This window comes from Streptomyces sp. NPDC049837, assembly GCF_040674455.1.
Classification (GTDB): domain Bacteria; phylum Actinomycetota; class Actinomycetes; order Streptomycetales; family Streptomycetaceae; genus Streptomyces.
In genome coordinates this window covers 26,217-43,653 of record NZ_JBFAMP010000001.1, presented here as the reverse complement: position 1 = coordinate 43,653, position 17,437 = coordinate 26,217, and the positions used below count along the sequence as shown (strand labels likewise).

At 72.9% G+C, this 17,437-nt stretch carries 16 protein-coding genes; 6 read left to right on the top strand and 10 right to left on the bottom strand.

Translation table 11 applies throughout. From position 1 onward, the window contains the following. Positions 1-16: 16 nt before the first annotated feature. Positions 17-466 carry an LAETG motif-containing sortase-dependent surface protein gene (locus AB0J57_RS00200; RefSeq protein ID WP_366125630.1) on the bottom strand — a complete coding sequence of 150 codons (450 nt, stop codon included), beginning with the start codon at positions 464-466 and terminating at the stop codon, positions 17-19. A gap of 287 nt (positions 467-753) precedes the next feature. Here AB0J57_RS00200 and AB0J57_RS00195 point away from each other — a divergent pair, with 287 nt between their 5' ends. The 3 genes from AB0J57_RS00195 to AB0J57_RS00185 all read left to right on the top strand — a co-directional run bounded on the left by AB0J57_RS00195 (position 754) and on the right by AB0J57_RS00185 (position 3,012). Further along, complete coding sequence (locus tag AB0J57_RS00195; protein ID WP_366125629.1) at positions 754-1,428, top strand: hypothetical protein; 675 nt, start codon at positions 754-756, stop codon at positions 1,426-1,428. Positions 1,429-1,718: 290 nt separating this feature from the next. Next, positions 1,719-2,174 (top strand): hypothetical protein, encoded by a 456-nt coding sequence (locus tag AB0J57_RS00190; RefSeq protein WP_366125628.1) that lies wholly within the window; start codon positions 1,719-1,721, stop codon positions 2,172-2,174. Between the two features lie 175 nt (positions 2,175-2,349). Beyond that, a complete protein-coding gene (locus tag AB0J57_RS00185) occupies positions 2,350-3,012 on the top strand; it encodes a lysophospholipid acyltransferase family protein (protein ID WP_366125627.1) in 663 nt (220 codons plus the stop codon). 78 nt (positions 3,013-3,090) lie between these two features. Here the strand turns inward: AB0J57_RS00185 and AB0J57_RS00180 are convergent, their stop codons facing one another. Next, positions 3,091-3,360, bottom strand: coding sequence for a hypothetical protein (locus AB0J57_RS00180; protein WP_366125626.1), 270 nt, complete (start codon positions 3,358-3,360; stop codon positions 3,091-3,093). A 283-nt stretch (positions 3,361-3,643) separates the two neighbouring features. On the opposite strand from AB0J57_RS00180, the gene AB0J57_RS00175 reads away from it, so the two are divergent. Beyond that, positions 3,644-5,908: a FlgD immunoglobulin-like domain containing protein gene (locus AB0J57_RS00175; protein WP_366125625.1), complete on the top strand. Its 2,265-nt coding sequence runs from the start codon at positions 3,644-3,646 to the stop codon at positions 5,906-5,908. A gap of 178 nt (positions 5,909-6,086) precedes the next feature. Here AB0J57_RS00175 and AB0J57_RS00170 read toward each other — a convergent pair whose 3' ends face one another. Continuing rightward, positions 6,087-6,941: an MBL fold metallo-hydrolase gene (locus tag AB0J57_RS00170; RefSeq protein ID WP_366125624.1), complete on the bottom strand. Its 855-nt coding sequence runs from the start codon at positions 6,939-6,941 to the stop codon at positions 6,087-6,089. A 74-nt stretch (positions 6,942-7,015) separates the two neighbouring features. Here AB0J57_RS00170 and AB0J57_RS00165 point away from each other — a divergent pair, with 74 nt between their 5' ends. Continuing rightward, positions 7,016-7,429, top strand: coding sequence for a helix-turn-helix domain-containing protein (locus AB0J57_RS00165; RefSeq protein ID WP_366125623.1), 414 nt, complete (start codon positions 7,016-7,018; stop codon positions 7,427-7,429). Positions 7,430-7,759: 330 nt separating this feature from the next. Beyond that, positions 7,760-8,125 carry a peptidase inhibitor family I36 protein gene (locus AB0J57_RS00160; protein ID WP_366125622.1) on the top strand — a complete coding sequence of 122 codons (366 nt, stop codon included), beginning with the start codon at positions 7,760-7,762 and terminating at the stop codon, positions 8,123-8,125. A gap of 31 nt (positions 8,126-8,156) precedes the next feature. Here the strand turns inward: AB0J57_RS00160 and AB0J57_RS00155 are convergent, their stop codons facing one another. The 7 genes from AB0J57_RS00155 to AB0J57_RS00125 all read right to left on the bottom strand — a co-directional run bounded on the left by AB0J57_RS00155 (position 8,157) and on the right by AB0J57_RS00125 (position 17,414). Then, complete coding sequence (locus tag AB0J57_RS00155) at positions 8,157-9,152, bottom strand: helix-turn-helix transcriptional regulator (RefSeq protein ID WP_366125621.1); 996 nt, start codon at positions 9,150-9,152, stop codon at positions 8,157-8,159. A gap of 131 nt (positions 9,153-9,283) precedes the next feature. Beyond that, positions 9,284-11,779, bottom strand: a complete 2,496-nt coding sequence (locus AB0J57_RS00150) for an acyl-CoA reductase (protein WP_366125620.1) — start codon at positions 11,777-11,779, stop codon at positions 9,284-9,286. After that, positions 11,776-12,927: an acyl-protein synthase gene (locus AB0J57_RS00145; protein WP_366125619.1), complete on the bottom strand. Its 1,152-nt coding sequence runs from the start codon at positions 12,925-12,927 to the stop codon at positions 11,776-11,778. Before AB0J57_RS00145 ends, AB0J57_RS00150 begins: the two co-directional genes overlap by 4 nt. Then, entirely contained in the window at positions 12,924-14,060 is a 1,137-nt protein-coding gene (locus AB0J57_RS00140) for a GNAT family N-acetyltransferase (protein ID WP_366125618.1), read from the bottom strand. Before AB0J57_RS00140 ends, AB0J57_RS00145 begins: the two co-directional genes overlap by 4 nt. Then, positions 14,057-15,400 (bottom strand): MFS transporter, encoded by a 1,344-nt coding sequence (locus tag AB0J57_RS00135; RefSeq protein WP_366125617.1) that lies wholly within the window; start codon positions 15,398-15,400, stop codon positions 14,057-14,059. The genes AB0J57_RS00140 and AB0J57_RS00135 overlap by 4 nt, the downstream gene beginning before the upstream one ends. After that, positions 15,397-16,668 (bottom strand): AMP-binding protein, encoded by a 1,272-nt coding sequence (locus AB0J57_RS00130; RefSeq protein ID WP_366125616.1) that lies wholly within the window; start codon positions 16,666-16,668, stop codon positions 15,397-15,399. The genes AB0J57_RS00135 and AB0J57_RS00130 overlap by 4 nt, the downstream gene beginning before the upstream one ends. A gap of 275 nt (positions 16,669-16,943) precedes the next feature. Next, positions 16,944-17,414, bottom strand: coding sequence for a flavodoxin family protein (locus AB0J57_RS00125; RefSeq protein WP_366125615.1), 471 nt, complete (start codon positions 17,412-17,414; stop codon positions 16,944-16,946). Positions 17,415-17,437: the final 23 nt, after the last annotated feature.

Sequence of the window (17,437 nt, the reverse complement as noted above, 5' to 3'; positions counted from 1 at the left end):
CCTTGGATCGAGCACGTCAGCGCAGAGCACGCCGCCGCACGACGAACACGGTCCCGGCGCCGAGCCCGATGAGCCCGACGGCGCCGGCCCCTATGGCGGCGTTGGTGGCGTTGGAGCCACCAGTATGCGCGAGCTCGGGCGCGGTGCTGGGCCGGGGTGCGTCGCCGGGGGTGCCGCCGTTCGCCGGGGCCGGCGCGGCGGACGGGACGGCGCTCGGCAGGGCGGGCGGAGCGCTGATGGAGGGTGTCGGCGCGGCGGAGGGGCCGGAGCTCGGCGGGACGCTGGGGGAGGGGGTCGGCGCGACGGAGGGCGTGGCGGTCGGCGCGCTGCTGGTGACGGGTGTCGGCGCGGCCGACGGCGTCGCGCTCGTCCCGGCCGCCGCCCAGGCGGGTACGGCGGGCACGGCGACGGCGGCGAGCGCGCCGGTGGCGGCGGCGGTGATGACTGCGTGCTTCAGATTGTTCAAGGTGGTTCTCCCGACTCGGGCGCGGGGCGCGGAATCACGCCCTTCACCCCCGCACGACGTCCGAGGGGCCAGGAGGTTGCCGCCCTCCGCGAAAAATCTTCGGAGGCCGGAGGCGCGGGACGTGGGACGCGGGACGCGAGCTCCGAGCTCGCACCGGACCACGCGGCCTTGCGCCGCCCACGGCCGCCCGGTCACGCTGTGCTGCCGAGGTACGTGTCGTCGCTGCGCCGTACCGTCTCTCCGCGACGCGCGCGCGGCGGCGGAGCGGCCAGGGGTGGGAGGGCGCCGTGGTGCACGTGCTCGGGCGGGTGGTGGGGGTCGTGGCGGGGGCACTCCTCGCCTGGGCAGGGCTGACGCTGGCTCACACTCCCTACGAGGAACGCGTCCACTACCCGCAGGCCCGCCCGTGCGCCGACCGGGAAGCGGCGGCATCACCACACGGCTGCCTGGGCCGTACGAGCGGACGGGTCATCGAAAAGGGCCGGGGAACCGGCACGTTCTGGCTGCGTGTCCGCTGGGCCTCGGGTGCCGAGAAGCAGTACAACGTGGAGGGCCGCTACCCGCCCTGTTACGACGCGGCCCGGCGCGGTTCGCACGCCGGCATGGTGACCTGGCGCGGCAAGCTCATGCGGCTCACCGTACGCGGCGAGACATGCGAAGTGAGCCCCCATGCCGGCGCCGCCCTGCTGATGGCCGTTCTCCTGGCCTGGGCAGGAGTCGGCCTGGCGCTCGTCTCCCTGGCGTGGCCCGGCCGTGACCCGCACCTGGTATCACTTCGGTGCGCCGCCTGGATGGGCATCTGCTTCTTCGGCTACTTCCCGGGCATTCGACTGGCCGCGGGCGGGGAGCGGTGGTGGATATGGGCGCTCTGCCTGCCTCTCGCCGCAGCGTGCGCCATCGTCGCCTTCCTCCCTCTGCGGCCGCGCAGTTCGCCCCCGGCCAACGGCTCCACAAGACGGTGAGGCGCCACGGGCGGCCTGGCAACCGGCCGACCGACCGACCCGCTCACCGGCCGACCGGCCAACCGGCCGACCGAGGGCCAACCGGCCAACCGGCCAACCGGTAGTGAAGCCGGCGCAGCCGCCGGACACCGGATTGATCAGCGGCACGAACAGGGCTGCTTATCAACGCCCGGGCCGCTGGACTGCATGACCAGCGGCCCCCACCGGGAGGCCCGCCGGAGCAGCGCGCCGTACGCCACACCGTGCGCAGCTCCCCCGGTCCCGATCCCCATGAACGAGGAGTAACCCGCATGCGTCTCACCAGCCGCCATCTGAGGCACGCGATCGCGCCGGTCGCCGCGGCCACCGCACTGACGTTCCTCCCGAGCACCGCCCAGGCAGCGGAGGGGGCCCGCGTCGCGGCCACCGACCGCGGGGACGCCTGCTTCCCGGGTGCGTGCGGCAGCGCGACCTTCACCTGGCAGGACCGCGACGACGTCGGCAACATCTCCATGTCCGTCAAGGACAACAAGTGCGACTCGCACGCCGTGTACATCCGCTTCGACGTGGACGAGGGCGGGCGCGTCTGGAAGACGCGGGAGCGCCGTAACACCTCCGGCTGCCAGGCCGAGTACGCGACCTGGCACAACCTCCACATCGACAACGGCGGAACGACCATCCGCAGGCTTCGCGTTGTCGTCTGTGTCGACGACGCCGGCAGCGACACCTGCCGCACCTCGCGGTACTTCGGCAACCCGTACGCGTAGCGGCTGCCGACGCCCCGGCGGGCGCTCCGCCGGGGCAACGCGAATCCAGCCGCCGCCCGGCGAGCCACGGCCCCTGGGTAGCAGGTGGCATGGAACTGAGTACGCGTGCTCAGGCCCACCGCCTCCCGGCCGCCGACGATGAGGATCATCTCGTCGCCGGAACCGGGAGAACCACATGCTCAGCCGCCTCAGCCACGCCCTCGTGCCCGCCTTCGGGCGCCTCACGGTGACCGCTGACGCCGGCGCCGACATCGCGCCGGGCAGCATCGTCGCCGCGAACCACACCTCGCTCGCCGACCCGGCCATCGTGCTCGCCGCGCTGCGCCGGCTCGGCGTCCAGCCGGTCATCCTGGCGGCCGCCGGGCTGTGGCGCATACCCCTGCTCGGCCGCGCGCTGGGCCGCGAGGGCCACGTCCCCGTGTACCGCGGGGACCGGCGCGCCGCGCAGGCGCTCGACCTCGCCGCGGAGGCCCTGGACGCGGGCAGGCTGATCCTCATCTACGCGGAAGGCGGCCTCCCGCTCAGAAAGGACGCCGCCGAGGCCGCTCCGGAGAGCTTCCGCAGCGGGCTGGCCCGGCTCGCCGCGCGCACCGGCGCGCCCGTCGTGCCGGTCGGACAGGCCGGGGCGCGCCGGGTCACCTCGGGCAACGCGGTCAAGCAGCTCGCCGGCCTGGTGACGGCACCGGTCCGCCGCCCCGGCCTGCACGTCCACGTGGGAACGCCGCTCACGCTGACCGGCGACAGCGCCGCGCGTACGGCGCAGGCGTACGGGGCGGTGACGGAGGCCTGGCGGACGGCGGCCGCCCGCCTCGGCGAACCCGCCGCCCTGGCCGCGTAGCGGCTCGCGCGGCGCGGCACGGGGCTGCGCGTACCGGCCCCCGGACGGTGGTCAGGCGGGAGGCCCCCCGGACGGTCGTCAGGGGGGAGGGAGGATGCCTTCTTCCTGGGCCACGTGCGAGCACGCCATGGCCGCGGAGGTCATGCCGAGCCGGTCGAGCACCTCGATCGACTCCAGCAGGAGCCGGGTGTCGGCCTCGGCCATGGCCTCGCCGCACCGGTCCCGCTCGGCCACGTCCTCGGCGGACGTGGCGGTACGCAGCGCCGTGACGCGCGCGGCCAGTGCCTCACGTGAGGCTTCCAGTGCCACGATGTCGCGCACGGCGCGAACGATGGCCTCATCAGTCATGTCGTTCATGCCTTCTGAGACGGAGGCCGGCCGCGTGTCGTCACGTCGCTGCCCGCTGCTGTGAGCGGAAACACCATCCGGACGGCGTCCGAAGCGCCTCACTCGTCGGGGATGAGGTGTGCTCAGACGGAGCCTGCGATCGGTGCGGATCACAGGCGGCTGCTGTGACACCCCTGGAACACATTCCGCACACGTTTCGCACACAACTCAGGTGTATCGGCGTATGGTTGACCGAGTTCACAGTGCAACCCGCAATGTCATCGGTTAACAAGAGGGGGGTCAGGTGTCCCATCACCTGCGCAGAACCAGCCGAATCCGGCGTAACCGCTGTACCGCCATCGCCGCCGTCCTCGCCGCGGGACTGACAACCGTGCTGCCGGCCACCGCTCACGCGGCCGAAGCGAGCGAGATCCTCATACCCGCGCCGGACGCCTACGGCGAGGGGACCGAGACCGTCCTGGCGACCGGCAGCCAGGGCGTACTGCACCGCGAGGGCGGCGGCTACCTCTGGACGACGACGTACAACCGCACCACCAAGCCCGTCCCGGCCCTCGACGGCGTACCGCAGGACGCCATCGTCCGCACCCACGACGAGTTCAACCGCGTCATCCACACCAGGCCGCGCGCGGACGGCGGCACGGACGTCGTGCGGGTCGGCATCGAGGACCCCGGCTTCACCAGCACCCTCAGCGTGCCCGCCGGGTACCTCAACCCGCGCGTCGCGGGCGGCTGGGTGCTGGCCACCGTCGACCAGGGCGACGGCACCTACCAGTTGCGCGTGGCGCGCGGCGGCGCCCCGGCGAACGACCCCGTCGTGCGGCTGCCCGCCGGAGCCACCACCGGCGCCGAGCCCGTGCTGCTCGGCGCGTACAGCAACCAGCTCCTCATCGGCTACCGCACCGCCGACGGCACCCCGGGGTACGGCATCCTCACCGCCTACAACGGCCAGGTCGTCCCGCTGCCCGTGACCGGCGAGGCGAGCAGCTTCCGCATCACGCAGAACACCGTGAGCTGGTTCTCCCGCAGCGGTGAACCGGGCGTGCGGGTCATGCCGCGGGGAAGCACGGCCGCCCCGCGCGTCGTGCCGCTCGCCACGCGGTCCCCCGACAGCGAGGTCACCTCCTACGTCGTGGGTGACAACGTGCTCTGGTACGAGGGTGACGGCGGCCCGCTCCGCCTCACCCCCTTCGCCGGGGCGGAGACCGAGCGGACGCTGCTGGACGCCGTCGAGCAGACGTTCCTGCGCGCCGAGGGCTCCGGTTCGCTGGTCGCACTCGGCAAGGGCGCGGACGGCAAGCGCGCCGTGCACCACTTCAGCGTGGACGGCTCGGGGCTCGTTTTCGACCTGCCACTGCGTCAGGTCCCGCGGGTCAAGACGGCGGACGGCTCGATCAAGGCGCTGAGCCTCGACCGGGGGAGACTGCGGTACGTCAACTCCCTCGCCGGCACGGAGACGTTGCACGGCAAGAACACCGGCACAGGGCTCGACCCGGCGGACGGCGCGGCGCTCGCCGACTTCCCGGGCCTGGAGGCGGGCCGCTTCGCCGACGGCACCGACGAGGGGCTGGCCCGCCTGGTCGCCGACCCGGCCACGGGCACCGACGTGCTGGTGACCGGCGACGACCCCGAGCACCCGGCGGACACCTTCCCGCTGCCGGGCACGGGCGGCCGGATCCTCGACGCGGCACCGCAGTTCGTACTGTACGAGGCGGGCGGCCGGCAGTACGTCGTGGACACCGCTCGCGACCTCGTCGTCCGTGAGCAGCCGGCGCAGGCCGCCGCACTGGACCAGGACAAGCTGTTCAAGCCCGCTCTCAAAGAGCCCGGCAAGGTGAAGGTGATCAACCTGCGCTCCGGCAAGGTCGGCGGGACCACCGACATCGGCGCCGCCTGTGTCCCCGACGAACTCCAGCACAGCGGCACCCTGCTGTACTGGAGCTGCGCCTCGAAGGCCGCGGCGGGCGTACGCGACCTGGCCACCGGCCGTACCTACCCCGCCCCGGCGTCCGGGGTCCTGCTGGGCGACCGCTTCCTGGCCCACCGCGACGCGGCCGGCGACCTGCGCCTCACCGCCCTGCACGCGGACGGCGATACGGCCGACCTCGGCACCGTCACCGGCCTGAAGCAGCCCGCCGACGGCGATGGGCGCGGCACCACCTGGACCCTCGACGCGGGTGCCGGCAAGCTCGTGTGGGTCGGCGCGGACGACACCGTCCACGTCACCGCGCCGCAGCACGCGGTCTCTCCGCTGCGCGTCGCCCGCACCGCCGCACCCCGGACGACGGCCGGCGAGTGGGCCGCCGCGTGGTGGCTCTCCAAGCCCGCGGCGTCCTGGCGGGTGACGCTCACCCACCGCGCGACGGGCGAGGCCGTCCGCACCTGGACGGGCGAGGGCGCCCTCAGCGCGATACGGGTCACCTGGGACGGCACGTCCGAGTCGGGCACCCAGGTGGCGGCCGGCCGGTACACCTGGAAGCTGACCGCCACCCCGGCGGACGGCACGGGCGCGGACGCGACGGCCTCGGGCGTCGTGAAGGTCACCGACTGAGCACGGCCCCACGCCCGTGAGTCGGCCCCCTTCCCCGAGGCATCCGGGGGAGGGGGCCGGCCCCCTCCGGCGAGGCCGTCCGGGGAGGGAGCCGCGCGCCCCACGGCCGAGCGCCCCCCAGCCACGCGCCCCTAGGCCATGCCGCGACCACGCGCCCCCCAGCCATGCGCCCCGGCGATCACCCGCCTGCCCGGGCGGCCAGGCGAGCCAGCTCCCACGGGTCGTGCGCGCTGAAGACGGTGACCCCTTCCGCGCGGTCGCGGCGGAGCCCCCGCAGTCGGTCGCGGGTGGCGAGCCGAGCGGTGGCGTGGGTCTGCGCTCCCTGCTGGACCGGCTCCAGGGCTGGGTGGGCCAGGGGCGGGGTGTGCTCGATCTCGCCGTGGTAGAAGTACGCGTCGCCCGCGTGAAGCAGCCACCCTCCACCCTCCTCACGCACCGCGACGCCCGCGTGTCCGGCCGAGTGACCGGGCAGCGGCACCAGGAGCAGTTCGCACGCGAGCCCTTGCGGGCGGGCCACGCCGGGGAGCCCGAACCACTGCGTACCGTCCACGCGCGCGGGTGTCAGCAGCGGGCCGTGCGCCCGGTGCGCGGGCATGAAGCGGTCGAGGCTGTGCCGGTGGTGCGGTGCCGCGGGGTCGGTGACGGCCCGGTACTCGTCCGGGTGGACGTGCACGCGCGCGTGAGGGAAGTCGGGAAGCCCTCCCGTGTGGTCGCGATGCAGGTGGGTGAGGACGATGTGCCGCACGTCCTCCGGCGCGTACCCGAGGCGGACGACCTGGCGCAGCGCGCTCTCCCGCGGGTCCAGCGCGGGCTGGGCGTAAGAGACCCATTCGGCGCCCAGTCTTCCGTCGGGGTGCCGCCGGTCGGCGGTGCCCAGGCCGGTGTCGACCAGGACCAGCCCGTCCGAAGCCGTTTCGATGAGCAGGCAATGGCATACGACGGCCAGTTCGCGGCCGGTGGCGCCTGCCGCGGACTCTTCACCGAGCGGTGAAATCTTCCGGAGCGAACCGCAGTTGAGGTGATGGATGCGCACGAGGCCCCCTGGAGGAGAATGGTCGGGGAGAAAGTCAATCGGCTGTTCGCGACGGGACGTTAGGAGAGGCTTTCGTGACTCACCAAACGGTTGGCCACACGCGCCCGGGCGACCAGGACGGCCCCCTGGCGGACTGTCCGGACAGCGCCCTCGTACCGCCGGCCCCCGAACCGCGCTGTCCCGTCGACATCACCCTCGCCACGCTGGGCGGCCGATGGACGCCACTGGTACTGCGCGAACTCCTGCGCCGTGGCGAGGCCACCTACTCCCAACTGTCCGCTGCCCTGCCCGCCCTCTCGGACAAAGTCCTCTCCGACCGGCTGGCCCAACTGACCCATGCGGGCGTCATCGAGCGCCACCGCACCCCGAGCTGGCCTCCACGGGTCCGTTACGTCCTCACCGCGGAGGGCCGCGCACTGGAGCCGGTGCTGCACAGCATGTGGGAGTGGGGTGCGGCGCGACGGCAGGCCGGCGCCGACCACGCCTGAGGCCCCGCCGGGGACGGCCGCAGCACGTGGAGCACTGACACGCCGTTCAGCCCTTGTCCGCGCAAGTGCCGTTGAAGACCACGACGGTGAGCCGATCGGGTCCGGGCGAGCCGGCCGGACAGGAGCCGGACACGGCCGGACAAGCCCCTGACCACTCCGGACAGCGTTCCCCCGTCCGGGACAGCCCCCTGCCGTTGACCCGCCCCGCCCCGTGGGCGAACCATTCACCGGGGCCGGCCGACCGAGGCCCCGGCCGGTCGGCCTCCTGCGCCGTGGACCGCCCGCCGCACGGTCGATCCGCGCCGCCGCCACTGACAGAAGGAGCCCCTGATGATCGGCATGAGGAAGTTCACCACCCTCGCCGCGGCCACCGCGATGAGTCTCGGCCTGCTGACCGTCCCCACGGCGTCCGCCCGGACCACAACGGGGACAGCGGCCTACGACTGCCCCGACGGCTGGATGTGCCTCTACAGCCAGACGGGCGGTTACGGGGAGCGGCTTCAGTACCAGAACCCCGGGTACTGGCAGAACCTCCGGTTCACGGCACGGTCCTTCTACAACAACCGCGGCAACAACGCCGCAGTCGCGGTCGGTTCGAGTGGTTCCGGTGGCCAGTTCTGTGTGCCGTCCGAACACAAGAACGGCAACACCACAGCCAAGTCGGTGTATCTGGCGTACACCGATGACAACTGCTGAGCAGACAGGCTGCTGACGCAGAGCGAGGGGGTCAGGGCACGGTCTCGATCAAGAACACCTGGCCCCCTCTGCCCACGCACCGCTCCATCACCGCCTCGGTCCCTTCGGACGTGTCCGAGTTCTTGATCCCCACACACCCCTGGCCGTCAACCCGGAGGACGTACCGACCGCCTCCGTACGGTCCCGAGGGTTCGAGATGAAACCGGCTGCCCTGCGCGCAGTCGTCGTACGGTTCCAGCAGCCCTTCACCCGGGCCCTCCGAGAGCGCCTTGAGACAACCCTTGCCGTAGTCGGGGTGGTGCCACTGGATCCTGTACGCGTCACCGCCCATCGGTTCCAGCCGAGTGGCTTGCGGCATCGCCTCGTCACAAGGCCGCTGCACCGCCACCAGTGGGGTGTGCCGCCGGTCCCGGACCCGTCCGTCCGTCAGGCACAGACTCGGAGCCGTGACCGGACGGATGCGTACCCACCCGCTGCCCAGCGCCGGCCCAGCGCCGGACAGCGCCGCCACCGGACTCCGGTCTTCTCCCGGAGTGGCTCCCGGCTCGTCGGGCGCTGCGAGCATCCAGGCACCGACGGCCACCAGGACCGCTGCCACCGACACAGCGGCCGCTGCACCCTTACGCGGAAGACGCGGACGGCGCGGAAGGCGCGGAAGGCGCGGCAGGCCGAACAGCGGGCGCGGTCGGGCCGGTTCCGCCTTGCCTGCCTCGCCAGCCTCACCCGCCCCGCCCGCTTCGGCCGTCTGCCCGTCGGCGACCCTCGCGCGGGCCTGAAGCCACATGGTGACCCGGACGCCGTCCCCGCATGTACGCACGAACGTCGCCAGCAGCTCCGGACGCGGCAGCGCGCCGCCGCTCAGCACACCGGCCAGGGTGCTCCGTGGCAGGACCTCCCCCTGCGCGGCCGCCCGCTCCTCCAACTGCCTGTAGGTCAGCCCCGAGCGCTCCTTGAGCTCCCGTAGCAGAGCGACGAACTCGGCAGCATCCCGTGCCCGGTGCGGTGCCAACTCCCCCTGACGCCCCATGCCCACATGCTTGCCGGGCAGTACGTCACCCCACAACATCGCTTCCGGCCGTTGTCCCGCACGCCACGCGGCCGGCCGGAGGACGACCGCCCCCCGAACCGGCCGGGGGAGCGGGCCCTCCGGCCGGTGCCCTACCCCCGCGTGTCCACCACGCGGCGCAGCTTGCCGCTCGTCGGACTGCGGTCCAGGGACGAGCCGTCCACCGCCTCGACCGACAGGTCGAGCAGCCGCTCCTCCACGGCTGCCCGCAGCTCGGGATAGCCGCCCAGGAAGACCTCGCGCAGGCGCTCCGGGTCCGGCGCGCCCGACCGTTCCACCCGGACGGTGAGCCGCTCGCGGGCGTCCTGACCGGCGAGCAGGATCTGGAGTTCGCCGCGGTAGCCGCCCCTTTCCTCCGCGAGGGCGACGAAGCGGCGGTGGTTCAGGAAGTACGTGGCGACCCGCATGACGTCGCCCAGCCTGCCGCGCAGCTCGAACCTCGGGGCGTGACTGCCGCACGGGCAGCGCCCCGGAACGGCCCGGCCGAGGTCACCGATGACGTAACGGCCGAGGTCCTGGCCGCGCCGCGCATGGGTGCTGAAGACCAGGCGGCCCGTCTCGCCGGGCGGCACAGGCCGGTCGGAGTCGAGTGCGAGGATCTCCATCGTGTGCAGGTCGGCGTGGAGGTGGTGCACCCCGCCGGTGCTCTCGGCGCACTGGTAGCCGAGCGGGCCGAGATCGGTGCTGCCGTACGTGAGGGAACGGACGACCTCGACGCCGAAGGTCTCCTTCAGCGCGCGGCGCTGCTCGTCCGTGAAGTGTTCGCCGCCGTAGAAGATCTTGCGGATGCCGCCGTAGGCGCGCAGCGCGTCCGCCTGGTCGTGCAGGAGCTGCCACAGGTACGACGGCATCCCGAAGAGGGTGTCCGCCTCGTGGGCGATCAGCGCCTCTGCTGTGGCCCGGTGGTCGGGGCCTGCCGCCAGGGGCAGTTGCACGCCGCCGAGCCGCTCCAGGATGGAGAAGAAGCTGATGAAACTGCCGTACATGCCGCCGCAGTAGAAGAGGTTGGCCGTACGGTCGCGCACCGGGTCGTAGCCCGCGGCGAGCAGGCCCCGGGCGGCGGCGTGCATCTGCGTGTCGTAGTCGTCATAGCTGAACAGCGACAGGGCGGGCGCCCCCGTGGTGCCGCCGCTGCGGAAGTACAACTCGGCGTCGGCCCGCGCGACATGACGGCCGCGTTCCTGGACCTCCTCCTTGCCGAGCAGAGGACCGGCGGGCGGCGGCAGGGCCACCGGCCGGGCCAGGTCGTCCAGGCAGGCGACGGTGGCGAGCCGTTCGTCGGCCCGCACCGCCACGCGGCGGCTGTAGCGCTGGAGCGCGTACACGCCGTCGTGCGGTTCACCGGAGTAGCTGGTGTGCATGGAGCCGACAGGTGTGACGCGCGTGACGCCCGCGGCCAGTGCGATACGCGCGAGCTCGGCGATGTCGGTACGGCCGGCCCCGAGCCCCACGGTCTGGAGATAGCGCCGCATGGGGCGCAGCGTGCCGATCAGCCGCTTGCGCGGCAGCGGCTTGATCCACACGCTCCGGTGCAGCGGAGAGGCGGTGAGGGCCGGCCGGGTGTCGGCCATGACCCGCCACGAGCCGTCGGGGGCGGCGAACACCCGGGTCAGGCCGAGGTGTTCCTCCAGCCGTGCGATCAGCTCGGTCGTCGTCACCTCCGCCTCCTCGGCGGGGTCGAGGTCATGAGCGCCGGGGTTACCGTCCCGCGCCGCCAGGACGCCCGCGAAACGCTCCGCGAACGCGAACACCTCCCCCTCGTCCTCCGTGTCGAGGTACACCACCTGCGGGCTGGCGCACGCCTCCTGCTCGTAGAGGCAGACGTCACCCGCCAGGGCGTCGAGCGTCGCCGCGTCGTCCCAGGCGTCGCGCGTGAGGTAGGCGAAGGAGATGCGGTGCCCCCACTCCACCAGGCGGCAGCCGGCCGGCACATGGGCCGCGACCCCTTCCACGGCGCTCTCGCCGCCCCAGACGGCGACGGCGTCGGCCGGCGCGCACATCATGCGCAGCCACTCCTGCCGCGCGGACGGGAAGCGGAGCACGATGACGCGCGAGGCGATGCCGCCGCTCGGGTCCAGGGCGGCGAGCTCGGCCAGCAGGTGCTGGGTGAGCAGCGTGTCGCCGCTGCTGGTCTTGAGGACGTTGACGTTGCCGGCGAGCAGTCCCTCGATGACGCTCAGCGGCGCGACGGTGGCGGCGTTGCCGGGCGCGATGTGCGCGACCAGGCCGACGGGCGCCCAGGCCTCGTACACGGTCTCGCGGGCGTCGGGACGGTTCAGGCGCTGCGGGGCGGCATCGCCGAGTTCGCGGCGCAGCTTGCGCGTGAGCTCCCGGCGGCCGAGCATGCCCCCGAGCTCGGTGAGTACGGCCGGGTCCTCGTCGTCGGGCAGATGGCGGGCGAGCCGGGCGCGCACCGGGTGCCCGGGGTCGGCCAGGGCGGTCGCCAGGGCGTCGCACGCGGCCAGCAGGGTCTCGGTCTCCAGCGGCGTACCGAGCGCGTCCTCGACCGCCTCGGGGAGCGCGGCCAGGCGCCGCCCGGCCTCCTCGTCGCCGATGAAGGCGCCCTGCCAATAGTGGTGTTCGGTCATGACATGCCCTTCATCAGCTCGGCGGCGGCCACCGCGCAGTTGCGGTTGTGGCTCACCCCGGCGCGGCCGTGGACGGTGAACCAGTCGGTGGTCAGGTCGCACCCGCACGCGTCCCCCGGGTGTACGGATGCGAGGTCGCCCATGACGACGCTCTGCGCCGGTACGGAGGTGATGTACGGCGACACCAGGTGCAGGAAGCCGGTCTCGCCGTACGGCAGGGGCTCCAGCGTTCGCGCGCCAAGGGCGGTGACGCGTGACCAGACGGGCGCGTGCAGCCGGTGGTGGTCGCACTCGACGTACGGGACGCAGTGCTCGACCGAACCGAACGTGTCGCGGATGCGCTCACCTGGGATACCCAACTGCTCGGTGACGCGGGCGTACAGCTCCTCCTTGCCGATCCGCCGGTCGGCGTGGCCCTTCCAGCCGCCGCCCAGCACGACGAGCGAGCCCTCGGGCAGGCGCAGCGGGGGCAGCTCCATGGCCCGCATCCGCTCCAGGGTGATGAAGAGGAAGGCCGGAAAGCCCAGGATGCGGACCGGGGCGTCGTCCCGTTCGAAACGGCGCAGCGCCGCGACACACCCGAAGGGGTCGAACTCGTGTCCGTCGCCGCCCGTGTTGCGCAGCGCGTACTCGACGCTGCGGGCCGGCGCGAAGTCGCACAGGTAGTTGTCGGTGAAGGCGGTGCCGAGGTTGAGGGCGGGCGCCGGCTCATAGCTGTAGAGGAGGTAGTTGACCTCCTGCTCCGGGGTGATCCAGCCGTTGCGCTCGAAGATCCGGGCCACCATGCGCTGCGCGGAGCGGATGGTCCACCGGTCGAAGAACATCTGCGACTTCTGGCCGGTGGTGCCCGAGGACGTCAGGTGCAGATCGACCTCGTCGCGTGGGATCGACAGCACCTCGTGGCGCTTGAAGAAGTTGGCGTGCACGAGCGGCGCGCGGTACGGACGCGCCGGCGGCGTCGCCTCGTACAGCGACCGGAAGAACGGGGACCGTTCGGCGTGCCAGGCGTTGATCTCCGCCATGGCCGCGGCGAACAGCTCGTCCTCGGCCGGCCCGCGGGTGTACGGGTCGGCCAGGTCGCACAGCCGCTGCACATGCGGCAGCAGAGTGGGGTCGGGGACGCCGACCGGGGCGAGATGAGGGTTCATGAGGCAACCTCGAATGTGGGCAGGTACGTCGACGTCCAGGCCGACACATAGCAGTCCAGATAGGGCTGGAGGGACGGTTCGACGACGACGTCACGGAAGTCGATCCGCTCCGTGGAACGGGACAGCACGACGTAGTCGTGGAACCCGTCCCCGTCCCTCCGCATCGCCGGGTAGAGCGCGCCGGCCACGAACCCCTCGGCCAGGAACGCCGAGAGCGCCCCATGGTGCGCGAGCGGCACCAGCGCCTCCACGTAGCCCGCGCCGGCCCGGGTCAGGGCCCGGGTGACGGGCCCCAGGTACGCGGCCGCGGCGGCCGGATCGGGATGGGCGGCGACGAGCGAGCAGTAACCTCCGCTGCGGTTGAGGTAGGCGTACACCTCGAACCGCCCGTCCTCCGGCGTGAGCAGCACGTTGGGCGTGTGCAGCGGATAGAACCACCGGCCCGCGTCCGGAAACCGGTCCCGGAAGCGCCTGCGCACGAAGGCGGGAGCCTCGATCATCTCCAGGTGCCCGGCTGTGTCGGACTCGGCGGTGGGGGCCGGTGCAACGGCCCGTGTTCCCTCGTATCGCACGTCCAGGGCGCGCTCGACGGTTCGCAGGAGGGGGAGCAGCGGGGCGGGCACCTCCGGCACGGGGAAGCGGCGCTCCAGCACACCCGGGCGGTGACGCGCGTAGAGCGCGAGGCTCTCACGGCTGCTCAGATCGACCGCGTTGGGCAGGACGCCCAGCGGGCGGAAGCCGTTGCGCGCCACGACGCGTTGCGGACCGGCGCTGACGGTACGGACCGTGGCGTACACCGAGTCCAGCCGCCCGGCGTCCAGCGTGCCCGCGCACAGCGCCTCGGTCAGGCGGGCGGCCAGGCCCCCGGACCGGTGGTCGGGGTGCACGGCGAGCCCTTCCAGGCGGCCGATACGGCTGCCCGGGTCGCCGTGGACGGCGGCCGACCCGGCGAGGGCGCCGGTGTCCGGGCAGCGGGCGACGAGCCACAGCGTGTGGGGGTCCTCGACGAAGCGGGCCATGGTGGCCGGGTCGGTGCCGAGGGCGACGGGGTAGTGGGGCCCGTAGACGGCGTAATAGAGCTGGCGCAGCTCGGCGATGTCCGCGACGCGGGCCGGGGCGATCGTGGCGCTCACCGTCCGCCTCCCACGGTCTCGGGCGCCGGAGCGTCGCCGGCCACGGGCGCCGGCTCGCGCTCGTGCCCGCGCTCGTGTCCGCGATCACGGCCGTGCCCGCGTTCGTGATCGTGCCCATGCCCGCGCTCGTGCCCACCCAGCAGGGCCAGCGCGCAGGCGGCGGGCACCAGACCGGCGGCCTGCACCAGGCACAGCGTCTGCGCCGACAGGTGGTCCCCGGCGAACCCGAACAGCAGCGAGCCCACCGGGAACGTGGCTCCCAGCACGGCCTGCATCACGGCGAAGAACCCGGCCTTGTCGGCGGCGGGCACCAGCCGCTGGAAGAGCGCCACGAACCGGACACCGATGACGCCCACGCACCACCCGGCCACGGCCAGGCAACCGGCGAACACCAGCCGCCCGGCGACCAGCCCCGGCAGAGCCAGCGCCAGCGCCATGAGGGCCAGGCAGTACGCGCCGGTGACAGTGGGCCTGCCCGGCACCCGCGCGCCGGTGAAGGAACCGACGAGCGTGCCCACCCCCAGGGACGCCTCCAGCAGCGCCACCGTGCCACCGCCGCCGGCCAGCACGGACCGGGTGTAGAGCGGGATGACGACGAAGACGGCCGTGGTGAAGAGGTTGGCCACGGTGAAGCAGACCAGGATCCGGCGCACGTAGGGCAGTTCGCCCAGGATGCGGCGGAGTGTCCGCCCACCCGGGGGTGCCCCCGCGTCACCGGACGCGACGGCGTCGTGGAAACGTACGCCCGTGATGAGCAGCGCGGCGGTGACGTAGGCGGCCGCGCAGCCGGCGGCGAGGGCGCCCACACCGGCCCGGTCGACGACCAGGGCGCCGAGCAGCGCCCCGCCGAGACCGGCCAGCGACTGGGTGGACAGCTCGAAACCGGTGGCCGTCTCGATGTCCTCGTCATCGACGAGTTCGGGCACCGAGGTCGTCAGGCAGGGGTCGAAGAAGGCCTGGCAGGTGGCCATGACGAGGGCGGCGGCGTAGGCGGCCGGCACGGGCAGGTCGCTCGTCCAGGCCCAGGCCGCCAGTGCGGCGGCGACGACGCCCGCCAGCGCTGCGGCTGCCCGCAGGACGGAACGGTGGGCGACCCGGGCCACGGCACGGGCCACGACCGGCGCGAGCGCGACGGCGGGCAGCGTGCTGACGGCCATGAGCAGCCCGGAGGCCAGGCCCTGCCCGTCCTCGACGGCGTAGGCGACGAGCCACCAGGAGACGCCCACCTGGAACATGCGCACGGCGGCCTGGGTCAGGACCTGCCCGAGCCACACGGCGCCGAAGGCACGATTCCGCAGGATCAGTGGCGACTGCCTGGGCGAGGGTGCGGTGGAGCTCATTCGGTCGGCCTCTCGTCGAGTACGCGGACGAGCTTGCCCGTGCGCGGGTTGACGGCGAGGTCGCGGTGGCGCGCCCACTGCACGGTGAGCGGGTGCACGAAGCCGGCGCGAACGCTGTCCGGGTACAGCGGCCTGGCGTTCTCCAGCTCCGTGACCACCGCCTTGGCGAGCGGCTCCAGACCGGCCGGGTCGTCGTCGCCCGGGGCGGTGGCCAGCCGCAGCACCAGTCCGTCGCGGCCGTCCCAACGGCGTACGACCAACTGCGTCCCGACGATCCGGCCGGCGGTGTCGGCCGCGGCCACGGCGTCCTGCGCGTCCTGCGCGTACAGGGACACGGGCCCCACCCGTACGCCTTCCTCGGCGCGCCCGAGGATGCGGAAGTGGCCGGCCCCGGTGTCGGTCCACTCGGCGCGGTCACCCGCCGGGTAGCGGATGATGGGCATGAGGCGGCGGAAGAGGCTGGTGACGACGACCCGTCCGGCCCGCCCCGGTGCGGTGATGGGCTCGCCCGTCGCGTCGTCCAGGATCTCGACGACCGAGTACGGCGTGAACGCGCGGTGCACACGCGGGTCGGCGCCGGGCACGGGACGACCGAGCAGGCCCGCGTCGACACTGGCGTAACCCACCGACCGCGCCTCGGCGTTCGGGAACGCGAGGGCCAACAGGCGCCGCTGGTCGGCGAAGAGCGCCTCGCCGCCGAAGAGCACCAGCTCCACGGCCTCCAGCGGCAGTCCGGCCGCGATCAGGTGCTCCGACAGCCGGCACAGCGTGGTCGGCGTACCGGCCACCACCTGGGCGGAGAAGTCGCGCAGCGTGTCGACGGTCGACTCCAGCGGCGCGGCCCCGCCGATCGGCAGCCGGACGTTGTCGACGGGGCAGTGGGCGAGCGAATCGAGGATGAAGAGGAAGCTGGCGTAGAGCTCACCCGCGTAGAACAGGTCGGCCACCCGGTGCCCCGGCCGCAGCCCCGTGTCCACCAACCCATGGCCGAAGGCGGTCACGAAGGTGCGCCACTCGTCACGGGTGTAAACAGAGAACTTGGGCGCCCCGGTGGTGCCACCGGTCTTGTACACCGTCGCCTCGCTCAGGGGCCCGGTCAGGACACGGTTGTCGCGGAGGCCGTTGGCCGACCAGAACTCCTGCTGGTCGACGACCGGCAGGTCGGTGAGGCGGCCGGCGTCCGGCGGCAGGGACGCGTAAAGGTCCCGGTAGAAGGGCGAGTTGTGACGCGCGAACCGTATGAGGTCCGGTAGCTGATGGGCGGACATGCGGCCTTTGCCTAGGTGAACGGAACAGGGTGGGAGTCACCGCGGCATGGCGAGACCACGAACTCGCCGCCTGCGGGATCGAACGGTACGCGGGGGAGACCCCCGAGCCCCCCGCTCCTGAAGCGCGCCGGAAACTGACGCGCGGTCACGATGATGGATCATTCGTGCGTCCATCGCAAAATTGACCGCATTTATTTCGCTATGCCTGGCCGAAAACAGCACGTCTTGCGGTGCCCCTCTGACGCCGCGGCCCTAGCCTGAGCTGCCGTTGACGGTCAGGACACCGGTCCTGTCCGGTCCCGCAACCCTTCGGCGAACGCCCGCGCGGCGGCCAGGTCCCCGGCGTTCGGCCGTTGCTTGTTGATACCGCCAACCAGCTTGAAGGGTGCCCAGGTGTCGAAAGCCCGGCATGAAAAGCTCCCCTCCACCTGGAGACCCTTGCCTTCCAGGAGCCGGACCAGGGGACGCGTGAAGGGCGCCAGCGGAATCTCCGGCAGTCCGCTGGTGGCGAACACGAAAGTCCGGCCGTGCCCGGGGGGCAGTGCCTTGACGAAGTCGGTCAGGTGAGGATGCAGCCTGCTGTAGAAAACGCCCGAGCCGAACCCCACGAGGTCCGCGTCGGCCAGCTCCCTCAGGTCGGCCTCCTCAGGGGTGACAACCTTCGCGTCCAGTACGTCGGCCATGGTCTCGGCGACACGACGCGTATTGCCGTGTGACACGGACGCGCACACGATGACGACCTTCATTCTGACGATCCCTTCTCTCGCTT

Bases quoted from the DNA above. Each gene is read 5' to 3' on its own strand.
- AB0J57_RS00130 (WP_366125616.1), bottom strand. From the start codon at position 16,668: ATGTCCGCCCATCAGCTACCGGACCTCATACGGTTCGCGCGTCACAAC.
- AB0J57_RS00145 (WP_366125619.1), bottom strand. From the start codon at position 12,927: ATGAACCCTCATCTCGCCCCGGTCGGCGTCCCCGACCCCACTCTGCTG.
- AB0J57_RS00155 (WP_366125621.1), bottom strand. From the start codon at position 9,152: ATGGGGCGTCAGGGGGAGTTGGCACCGCACCGGGCACGGGATGCTGCC.
- AB0J57_RS00135 (WP_366125617.1), bottom strand. From the start codon at position 15,400: ATGAGCTCCACCGCACCCTCGCCCAGGCAGTCGCCACTGATCCTGCGG.
- AB0J57_RS00125 (WP_366125615.1), bottom strand. From the start codon at position 17,414: ATGAAGGTCGTCATCGTGTGCGCGTCCGTGTCACACGGCAATACGCGT.
- AB0J57_RS00185 (WP_366125627.1), top strand. From the start codon at position 2,350: ATGCTCAGCCGCCTCAGCCACGCCCTCGTGCCCGCCTTCGGGCGCCTC.
- AB0J57_RS00190 (WP_366125628.1), top strand. From the start codon at position 1,719: ATGCGTCTCACCAGCCGCCATCTGAGGCACGCGATCGCGCCGGTCGCC.
- AB0J57_RS00180 (WP_366125626.1), bottom strand. From the start codon at position 3,360: ATGACTGATGAGGCCATCGTTCGCGCCGTGCGCGACATCGTGGCACTG.
- AB0J57_RS00150 (WP_366125620.1), bottom strand. From the start codon at position 11,779: ATGACCGAACACCACTATTGGCAGGGCGCCTTCATCGGCGACGAGGAG.
- AB0J57_RS00160 (WP_366125622.1), top strand. From the start codon at position 7,760: ATGATCGGCATGAGGAAGTTCACCACCCTCGCCGCGGCCACCGCGATG.